At 42.6% G+C, this 9,329-nt stretch carries 10 protein-coding genes; 4 read left to right on the top strand and 6 right to left on the bottom strand.

Features of this window, described 5'->3' with window-relative positions; all coding sequences use genetic code 11:
* Positions 1-268 precede the first annotated feature (268 nt).
* Positions 269-1,471 carry an MFS transporter gene (locus M3205_RS21210; protein ID WP_251171703.1) on the bottom strand — a complete coding sequence of 401 codons (1,203 nt, stop codon included), beginning with the start codon at positions 1,469-1,471 and terminating at the stop codon, positions 269-271.
* A 1-nt stretch (position 1,472) separates the two neighbouring features.
* Complete coding sequence (locus M3205_RS21205) at positions 1,473-1,862, bottom strand: MarR family winged helix-turn-helix transcriptional regulator (RefSeq protein ID WP_251171702.1); 390 nt, start codon at positions 1,860-1,862, stop codon at positions 1,473-1,475.
* A gap of 393 nt (positions 1,863-2,255) precedes the next feature.
* Between M3205_RS21205 and M3205_RS21200 the strand changes: the two genes are divergently transcribed.
* The 4 genes from M3205_RS21200 to M3205_RS21185 all read left to right on the top strand — a co-directional run bounded on the left by M3205_RS21200 (position 2,256) and on the right by M3205_RS21185 (position 5,429).
* Complete coding sequence (locus tag M3205_RS21200) at positions 2,256-2,978, top strand: GTP pyrophosphokinase (protein ID WP_251171701.1); 723 nt, start codon at positions 2,256-2,258, stop codon at positions 2,976-2,978.
* Between the two features lie 14 nt (positions 2,979-2,992).
* Positions 2,993-3,418, top strand: coding sequence for a DUF5392 family protein (locus M3205_RS21195; RefSeq protein WP_251171700.1), 426 nt, complete (start codon positions 2,993-2,995; stop codon positions 3,416-3,418).
* A gap of 13 nt (positions 3,419-3,431) precedes the next feature.
* The gene (locus M3205_RS21190; protein ID WP_251171699.1) at positions 3,432-4,040 is read left to right on the top strand and encodes a TetR/AcrR family transcriptional regulator; all 609 of its coding nucleotides are present in this window, start codon (positions 3,432-3,434) and stop codon (positions 4,038-4,040) included.
* 123 nt (positions 4,041-4,163) lie between these two features.
* Positions 4,164-5,429 carry an L-lactate MFS transporter gene (locus M3205_RS21185; RefSeq protein ID WP_251171698.1) on the top strand — a complete coding sequence of 422 codons (1,266 nt, stop codon included), beginning with the start codon at positions 4,164-4,166 and terminating at the stop codon, positions 5,427-5,429.
* A 37-nt stretch (positions 5,430-5,466) separates the two neighbouring features.
* Here M3205_RS21185 and M3205_RS25695 read toward each other — a convergent pair whose 3' ends face one another.
* The 4 genes from M3205_RS25695 to fdhF are packed head-to-tail and all read right to left on the bottom strand — an operon-like array spanning position 5,467 to position 9,301.
* Positions 5,467-5,595: a hypothetical protein gene (locus M3205_RS25695; RefSeq protein ID WP_285886781.1), complete on the bottom strand. Its 129-nt coding sequence runs from the start codon at positions 5,593-5,595 to the stop codon at positions 5,467-5,469.
* Positions 5,596-5,610: 15 nt separating this feature from the next.
* Complete coding sequence (locus M3205_RS21180; RefSeq protein WP_251171697.1) at positions 5,611-5,823, bottom strand: heavy-metal-associated domain-containing protein; 213 nt, start codon at positions 5,821-5,823, stop codon at positions 5,611-5,613.
* Between the two features lie 6 nt (positions 5,824-5,829).
* On the bottom strand, positions 5,830-6,336 hold the full coding sequence (locus tag M3205_RS21175; protein WP_251171696.1) for a helical membrane plugin domain-containing protein: 507 nt from the start codon (positions 6,334-6,336) through the stop codon (positions 5,830-5,832).
* The gene (gene fdhF, locus M3205_RS21170) at positions 6,311-9,301 is read right to left on the bottom strand and encodes a formate dehydrogenase subunit alpha (protein WP_251171695.1); all 2,991 of its coding nucleotides are present in this window, start codon (positions 9,299-9,301) and stop codon (positions 6,311-6,313) included. The genes M3205_RS21175 and fdhF overlap by 26 nt, the downstream gene beginning before the upstream one ends.
* Positions 9,302-9,329: the final 28 nt, after the last annotated feature.

Raw genomic sequence — 9,329 nt, 5'->3', positions numbered from 1 at the left:
GCGTGACGAGGCTCCATGTCAAGTAAATAAAAAGAATGAAATAACTAAAATAAAACCGAAAGGGAGCCATTTCCAAAAGGAAACAGCTCCGGTTTTTTAATATCTCCACTATATGGGGGCTTGACCAGGGGCGAGTTTTGCTTTTTTATTTGCCATTTGAGATGTCAAAAGAACTGTCTTTTGGTGCATATTTTTAGAAAAGCACCTCAAAACGGAACCCATTAACAGTGGGTCCATGACTCTTTTTCAATTTTGCAATGCTTTATTTTCAGGCTGAAACCGATTTGTTCACTTTCTTCATAATAACGGATTCCTTCTTCCCATGAAGGAAATAGTATAAAATCGCTGATAATAATACAAATATGGCCATCATTCCATAGAGCTTGCCATAGCCTGTAACCGGAATTATGAATCCAAGCAAATAAGGTCCAAATCCCAGTCCTGCGTCAAGGAAAATAAAGAACGTTGACGTCGCCAGCCCCATACGATGAGCGGGTGTCAGCTTGACGGCCACTGCCTGGGTGCACGACTGCATGTTCCCAAAGCCAAGCCCAATCAACGCTCCAGCTAAAAGCAGGGTAAAGCTGCTGCTTGCTGTGCTCAGTACAAACATGCCGGCCGCAAATAAGATAAATGCTGGGTACATGACATAATTGGCACCTTTAAGATCCATCAGCCGACCGGTAAATGGACGTGAAACCAGGACAGCGGCAGAGTAGATGAGAAAGAAAAAGCTCGCAGCCTCCACTAAATCGACTTCTATCGCATAAAAATTGATAAAAGAAAGGACCCCGGAATAACCAAATGCGATTGCCAATGTGATGAATGCAATCGGGACTGCTTTTGGCTCAATAAAGCTGGAAATTTGGAATCCTTGCTTTTTCACACCAGAGGTTTCTATGGCAGGAACATATAAAAAGAAGGATGTAATCAAAGCAATTATGCCAATGATCAGACAGAAGGCAAAAATCAGCTGGAAAGATACCTTTTGCATCATCAATAACCCTATAAATGGGCCAACAGCTGTCGCCAGAGTTGTACTCATGCTGAAATAGCCAATTCCTTCACCTTTACGCGGTGCTGGTATAATTTGAGCAGCGATAGTACCGGTCGCCGTACTTGCGACACCTAGAGCAATGCCGTGTATAAACCTGGTGCCCAGCAGGAAAGCAATCCCGATGTTCACAAAATATAATAGCGTCGTCAATGTAAATAAGATCAAGCCGATAAAAAGAGTTTTCTTACGGCCGATGGTATCAATGGCCCGCCCGATATAAAGCCTGCCAATCAGCGTACCTATAATAAAAATGCCTGTCACAAGCCCGGCCTGGCTGGTTGTGGCACTATAGTAATCCACCGCAAAAACTGCAATGGTCACCATCAGTAAATAGAAAATTAATGTTAATAAAAAATTAACGGATGAAACGATAATAAAATCCTTTGTCCATAACTTTGGTCTAGGCTGATTCAATTTAAAACTCTCCCTGTATTAAATTTTTGCGTATTTCACTCATTAGACGAATCCCTTCGAGCTGTTCTTCCTCAGAAATTCCTTTCAAAATCTCTTTTTCAAATTCATCAATAGCAGCGCGAACCTCTTGATAAACCTTCCTGCCAGTAGCGGTCAGCTGCATTCTTTTTTCACGTTTATCTTTTGTCGGCACAGGCTCCAAATATCCCATTTCCTCTAATTTAGCAATCGTTCTTGTCACCGTTGGCTTTTCAACGCCAAGATAATGAGACAGCTCAACCAAGGTAATAGAACCATCATTAAACAAGTAATACATAATGGACCATTGCGCCCGGTATAATTGATGCTTGCTTAACTCGTTGTTCAGCCTGTTTTCAAAAGGGCGATACAACAGGACGAGCTGATGAAAAAACCGCTGAAATGTTTCGATTTGAAAAACCTCCTTATTTGGTTACTGTGAGTAATAGTTATCTAGAGTAACTAATTAATTATTTATCCATTATACTGCTCACATTGGTGTAATGTAAATAGGCTAAAGCTATGTCGTATCCTATAATACAAGGCGAATTTGTGACAACATATCATAATCAATTGACATGTGACACGTTGTCATATAAAATTCAATTGTAAGAATGACACAGTGTCACATCGAGGTGAATAGCATTGTCGAGTATTCCATTGATTATTTCCAAGCTGCAGAATCAGGGGGTAAATGCCTCAATCTGCAAAAAGCCATCTCATTTTAAGCAAGCCAAACATAAGGCGAAAATTAGAAGGAGTCCCTATGGTCACAAATATGCCTGAGCAAATAACCTTAAAGGAACTTAGGACAGATTTAGTTCGTTTTATGATGTCCTACAAGTTTGCATTAGAAGAAATAAATACGAAATTAAATATCCTGAAAGAGGAATTTCAGTACGTGCATGACTATAATCCGATTGAACATGTCAAATCACGCATTAAATCTCCTGATAGCATATTTAAAAAGCTGCAAAGAAAAGAGCTGGAGATTTCCCTTGAATCCATTAAGGAAAACATCAGGGATATTGCCGGAGTACGCATTACATGTTCCTTTGTATCTGATATTTATAAAATCAAAGCTATGATTGCAAGCCAGAAAGATATAACCGTTCTTGAATGCAAGGATTATATTCAGCAGCCAAAGCCGAATGGTTACCAAAGCCTCCACTTGATTGTCCAAATTCCTATTTTTATGTCAGACAGGGAAGATCTGGTACCGGTGGAGATTCAAATCCGAACCATTGCCATGGACTTCTGGGCAAGCCTTGAGCACAAGATTTACTACAAGTACAACAAAGAAATTCCGCAAAGAATAAAGAATGAACTGAAAGAGGCAGCTGACACGGCTTCACGCCTCGATCGGAAAATGGAGAACATCCACGAAGAAATGATTGCTCTAAAACAGCTGGATCATAAAGAGGAAGCCATCAAGATTTCAACTGAAAGCCTGAAATTTCTGCTGGCCAAGAAAGGAATTACTACTTAAAGGAGACGAAATAGATGCAAGTGTGGACAGATATGCCGAATTTCATAAAAAGAGAACTGAAGCAGCTTGAAGAAATCGTATCTCCCCTAATGAAAAAAGCATCCAGATATATCTTTTGGTCAACACCATTGATTATTCTGTCATTAATCAATCTCATGACTTTATTTTTCACCGTTCAGGATGAGAAAGCATCACCGTTAACCATATTTATTTATGCCATTATAGGTGCGCTCGGTTTCGCGCTTTCGAAAGAAGGGAAGCATCAGCAGAAGGAAATCCAAAAACGGAGCACACAGTATATAAAAGATCGAATTTCTAAAAGCCATTGGGCGTCAGAACCAATTAAAGCGAGATATCAAACCATGATCAATGAGAACCCGAGAAAGGCAATTCCTTACTTTATCCAATTCTTAAATGAGGAAAAAAGGGACTGGCAATAAGGAGGAATAGAATTTGCCGAAAATTACTTTTTTCAATTTACCTGAAGATAAACGGGAGAACTTAGTCCATGCAGCCAAAAAGGAATTTGCACGTGTTCCGCTGAATCAGGCATCCATATCTAATATCATAAAGGACGCCAAAATTCCCCGTGGGAGCTTTTATCAGTATTTTGATGACAAAGAAGATGCATTTTTCTATTTATTGAATAGCCATGTGTCTGCTTATAAGATGCACTTTCTGGAAACACTCCGCAAAAATAATGGTGATATTTTTGATGCGATGATTGATTTTTATACAGCCATCATTACAGAAGAAAAAGAAAATCTGCAGTTTTTGAGGAATTTGTTTCTTAATATGACTCACAGGATCGAAACTGTTATGGCAAGAAGCTTCAGTGAAAATGATTTGAATGAGAACTTCAGGAAAATCGGCAACCTTATTAATAAGGAAAAGCTGAATGTTATGGATGAGCAGGAGCTTTTTCACATGATGCAGATCATTTCCTCTGTCACATTCCATAATATTGTGAAAAAATTTGCAGGAGAATTGCCATTTGAGGCGGCTGTAACAAATTACAGAACAGAAATCTATTTATTAAAAAAGGGTTTTTTATCACAGTGATTTTCAGAAAGCCTGTCTCTAGAAGGATTAGAGACAGGCTTTTTTGGGAAGTTAAAAAATAGCATGCAGAACATTCCTTATTAGGGGAATAAATAAGACAATTATTAGGGAAAGGGGTTATTTATGGCGAACAAGAACAGATGGCTGATTGCTCTTTCAGCTGTCGCTATTCATTTATCAATTGGTTCGGTGTACGCGTACAGCGTTTATCAAAATCCTTTGAAAGAAACGCTTGGCTGGGAAAAAACCGATGTCTCACTGGCATTTACCATTGCCATTTTCATTTTGGGAATTGCGGCCGCCTTTTTTGGCCGGTTTGTAGAAAAGCGTGGGCCGAGAGTGTCAGCCATGATCGCAGCAGTATTCTTTGGAGTTGGCATTATTGGAACGGGTTTTTCTATTCAACTGGAGAATTACATTCTTTTCCTGATTTTCTTTGGTGTCATTGGGGGACTGGGACTCGGGTTTGGTTATATTGCACCTGTCTCCACATTAGTAAAATGGTTTCCGGACAGAAGGGGACTTGCCACCGGGATGGCGGTTATGGGATTTGGTGCGGGGGCCCTCATTACAAGCCCGATTGCCAGCAGATTAATGATTGCCACATCGATTCCGACAACTTTCTACATCCTTGGGATCAGTTATTTTGTTCTGATGATTTTGGGAGCACTTTATATCGCGAAGCCGCCTGAAGGATGGGCACCCGAAGGAATGGAGGAGAACAGGGAGGAACATCCGGTAAAAGCGGACCTGGCACAGCTGACTGCTAATGAAGCAATTAAGACGAAGCGTTTCTGGCTGCTCTGGATAATGATGTTTATCAATATTTCTGCAGGCATCATGATTCTCTCCGTAGCCGCACCAATGGCACAGGAAATCACTGGAGCGAGCGCCATCACCGCAGCTAGCATCGTTGGCATAATGGGTCTCTTTAATGGAGGCGGAAGAATCGGCTGGGCATCTGCATCCGATTATCTTGGAAGAGGAAATACATATATGTCCTTCTTCCTGATCCAGGTGGCAGCATTCTTCATTCTTCCATTCATTACAAACTCGTTTATCTTTTCTGTTTTACTCTATATCATTGTTTCATGCTATGGGGGCGGATTTGCATCACTTCCGGCCTTTATCGGAGACCTGTTTGGAACCAAACAGCTTGGTGCGATTCATGGCTATCTGCTTACATCCTGGTCGCTCGCAGGTGTGGTCGGGCCGATGCTGGTTTCAGGCATATACGAAAATACACAAAGCTATACGATTACCTTCTATGTATTTGGCACTTTGCTTGCTATTGGCTTTATTATTTCACTGCTGATGAAGCGCGACATTAAAAAAATCAGAAGTTCGAAGAAGGAGGAAAACACACAGGGTCAGCTTGTTACGGAATAAAAATGAACTCCTGCCAGAATACCCGGCAGGAGTCCTTTTAGTTTTCAAATGAAAATGGATGTACACGGTCATTGGAGCAATCCGGGCAAATGATCAGCATATCAAAGCTGTTTTCTTCCCGATCTGTTTCTTCCCTTTGTCCGCAGATTTCACAAACATTTGCCAAACAAATACCTCCTAACTATTGACTGGATAGAATGTTATATCCGCAGTCCTTGATCGCCTGCTCAAAATCCATGAAGGAGGCAGCATCTTCATCAAAGGAAATGACTGCTTCACCACTTATGGAGTTAATTTTAATCTTCCGGACACCCCACACATCAGACAGGGCTTTGTTTAGTTTTTCTTCATCCGTCCTGTCCATGTTTTCAATAGATACTGTTCGAGTAATCATTAAAAATCACTCTCCTGTTTTGTAATGGCTGTGCTCTTTTCCCATTTCCTTGCCCATTCCTTTTAGAAAACCAAGCATAGAATGGATGGCCAGATTAATGTCAGGATCATGCATTGCCTTCATAAGGCCGAGTACACCTGTCTTTTTATTTGTTTTCATCACTTCTGCCGATTCATCAAGGCCTTTAGTGACAGCACTCATCAAGATATTCATCTGCTGGGGATCAAGGGAGCCCAGAAAATCGACCGTATTAAAACCGTTGCGTATAATGTTGTGCATGTTTGGCTGGTTCATCTGGTCAATCGCAATGGCAGCTACTTTTTCTTTTGAATGCAGGAATCCCTGAATAATATCAAGTATCCCAGATCTTTGAAGCTGACCGATGATATCAATGGCACTTGAGATGGCCTCACGGTTCTGGCTTAGCTGTGTTAAAAGACCCGCTATATCCTGTGCTTGCTCTTCCTCGGCAGAAGGCTGAACCAGTTCAATTTGCTTGATCGCTTTCGCCATCGTAGATACCCTCCTTTTTCAGCATTTCCGGAATAGAGATGAAGTCGTCCCGGCTCCATTTTTTCTCTGTTTCGACGCCAATATGCGGCTGCGGGTTGCCGAACCGGAAGTTGTGATGAGGAAGCGGTGAATCGCCGTCACGTTCCAGCACTTCCATTTTCACCTGCATTTCCTTGTAGTTTGGCGTATGGGTGATTTTGTCATGATAGCTGCTGGTCAGCTTATTCACTGCACCCATTCCTTCAGTTGTATGCATCGGTAAATACAGTTCTTTTCCTTTTACTTGATCTGTTACCCACACTTTTACTTTGACATGGCCATAAGGGGAGGTCAGGCGCACAAGACTGCCTGTTTTAATATTTCGTTCCTCTGCCAGCTCTGGAGAAACCTCAAGCCAAAGCTCCGGCACTTTATAGGAGATGCCTTCAGATCGGTAGGTCATATTGCCTTCATGAAAATGCTCCAGGATTCTTCCGTTATTCAAGTGAAGGTCATATTCCTCTCCTGCTTCAAATGGAGGAGTCCAATCCACTGTGATTAAACGGGCTTTTCCATCGGGAAAATGGAACTGATCCTGATAAAGCAAAGGTGTATCCGTTCCATCTGGTGCAACAGGCCAAACGAGGCTTTCCCAGTTTTCAAGGCGCTTGTAGCTCACACCGGCAAAGACAGGTGAAAGCTTAGCCGCTTCATCCATGATTTCACCAGGATCTTTATAATGCCAGTTTGCTCCAAGCCTGTTTGCCAGCTCCTGAAAGATGAGCCAATCCGCTTTGCTGTCCCCGAGCGGCTCGAAAACTTTATTGAATCTCTGGATTCGCCGTTCTGTATTTGTGAAGGTGCCGTCTTTTTCGAGACTTGGCGCTGCCGGCAGAATCACATCCGCAAATTGGGCCGTTTTCGAAAAGAAAATATCCTGCACAACAAAGAAATCCAGTTTTTCAAATGCTTCGTGAACATAATTGATATTTGAATCCACCAGGCCCATTTCTTCCCCAAAAAGGTACATGCCCTTTACTTTGCCAGCCTGGATGGCCTCTACGATCTGGTGATTGTTAAGACCGGGATTCTTAGGGAGTTCAGTACCCCAGACCTGTTCAAAGCGGGTGCGTATTTCATCATTTTCGATTGGCTGATATCCCGGAAGCCAGGTAGGCATGGTGCCAAAATCACTCGCACCCTGGACGTTATTATGGCCGCGAAGAGGGTAGGCGCCTGCACCAGGCTTGCCAAAATTGCCTGTAACTAAAAGAAGGTTGGCAATGGCGGTGCTTGTATCCGTGCCGCCTAAATGCTGTGTGACACCCATGGCCCATAAAATACACGTACCTTTGGCATCATGAATCATTTCAGAAATTTTGATTAAAGTCTCCTTTGGTATCCCTGTAACTTCCTGCGCATACTCAAGCGTAAATTTTTCAAGAGACTTTTTATATTCATCCAACTGATTTACACGCTTGTTTAGAAAATCACGAGCTTCCCAGCCCCGGTCAAAAAAGTATTTGGTTATGGCTGAAAGCCAGACAAGATCTGTTCCCGGCTTCGGATGAATATGTAAATCTGCCCGGTCAGCCAGATCATTTTTCCGAAGGTCGGCAACAATCAGTTTCTGGTCAGCCAATTTATGTGCCCTTTTGATACGAGTTGCTAGAACAGGGTGTGATTCAGCCGGGTTCGCACCGACAACAATGATTAAATCAGAGCTTGCAATATCCTTCATTGTGCCGGAGTCCCCGCCAATCCCTACTGTGCGGATAAGACCCATGGAGGCAGGTGTCTGACAGTATCTGGAACAATTATCAATGTTATTTGTTTTAAAAATAGCCCTGGCAAGCTTCTGGAACAGATAGTTTTCTTCGTTGGAACATTTGGAAGATGCGATAAAGCCGAGGGCATCCGGCCCATTTTTTTCTTTGATGCCAGTGAATTTATCGGCAATCAAAGAGAGGGCCTCGTCCCATGTCGCTTCATAGAATTTCTCGCCTTTTCTGATCAGGGGCTTGGTGAGGCGCTCTTTGCTATTTACAAAGCTCCAGCCGAATTTTCCTTTTACACAAGTTGAAATTCCATTAACAGGAGCTTCAGGCGACGGCTGGATTTTGAGAATTTCCCGGTCTTTGGTCCAAACCTCAAAGCTGCAGCCGACACCGCAATAGGTGCAGACCGTTTTGGTCCGCTTTATACGGGCTTCCCGCATTGCTGCCTCAACATTGGATATAGCAAATATCTCTTTATAGCCTGGCTCAACTTCTTTTGTTAAATCAATCATCGGTTCAAGAAGCGGCTTTGGAATATTCGTAAGGTAGCCGGCTTTGCCGAGCATTGATTTCTCCATTAATGCATTGCAGGGGCATACCGTCACACAATGCCCGCAGGATACGCAGGAGGATTCATTAATTGGCACATCATTATCCCAAATCACTCGCGGCTGATCCCGGTCCCAGGCAATGCTCAGCACCTCGCTCACCTGCAGATCCTGGCATGCCTCCACACAAAGTCCGCAAAGGATGCACTGATCCGGTTCATACCGGTAAAAAGGATTCGAATTATCTTGAGGGTAAGGCTTTGGCTTAAATTCATACTTCTGATGCTCAATCTTAAAATGCTCAGCCGTATTATGAACTACACAATTTCCATTATTGTTATCGCAAACTGTGCAATAGAGCTCATGGTTTTTTAAAATGCGGGACATTCCTTCAAGCTGTGCTTCCTTAGCCAGCTCTGATACCGAACTTACTTTCAAGTTCGGCTCAGCTTTCGTCGCACAGGACCTTTTAAGTTCGCCATCAATCTCAACATAACAGGTATCGCACGTCTGAATGACACCAATCCCCAAATCCGGCTGGGAAGAACAAATCCCCGGGAGAAAGTAATTATAATCCCGCGCAGCCTCAAAAATCGACTGCCCGGGTTTGGCTTCGATTTCTTTATCATCCAGGTAGAAAGTAAATTTTCCTTCTTCCATTCTGTACACCGCCTTATCCGTTCTATTT

The sequence above is a fragment of the Cytobacillus firmus genome, from assembly GCF_023715565.1.
GTDB classification, from domain to species: domain Bacteria; phylum Bacillota; class Bacilli; order Bacillales; family Cytobacillaceae; genus Cytobacillus; species Cytobacillus firmus_C.
The sequence above is the reverse complement of the archived record's forward strand: the minus strand, read 5'-3'. Positions and strand labels throughout refer to the sequence as shown.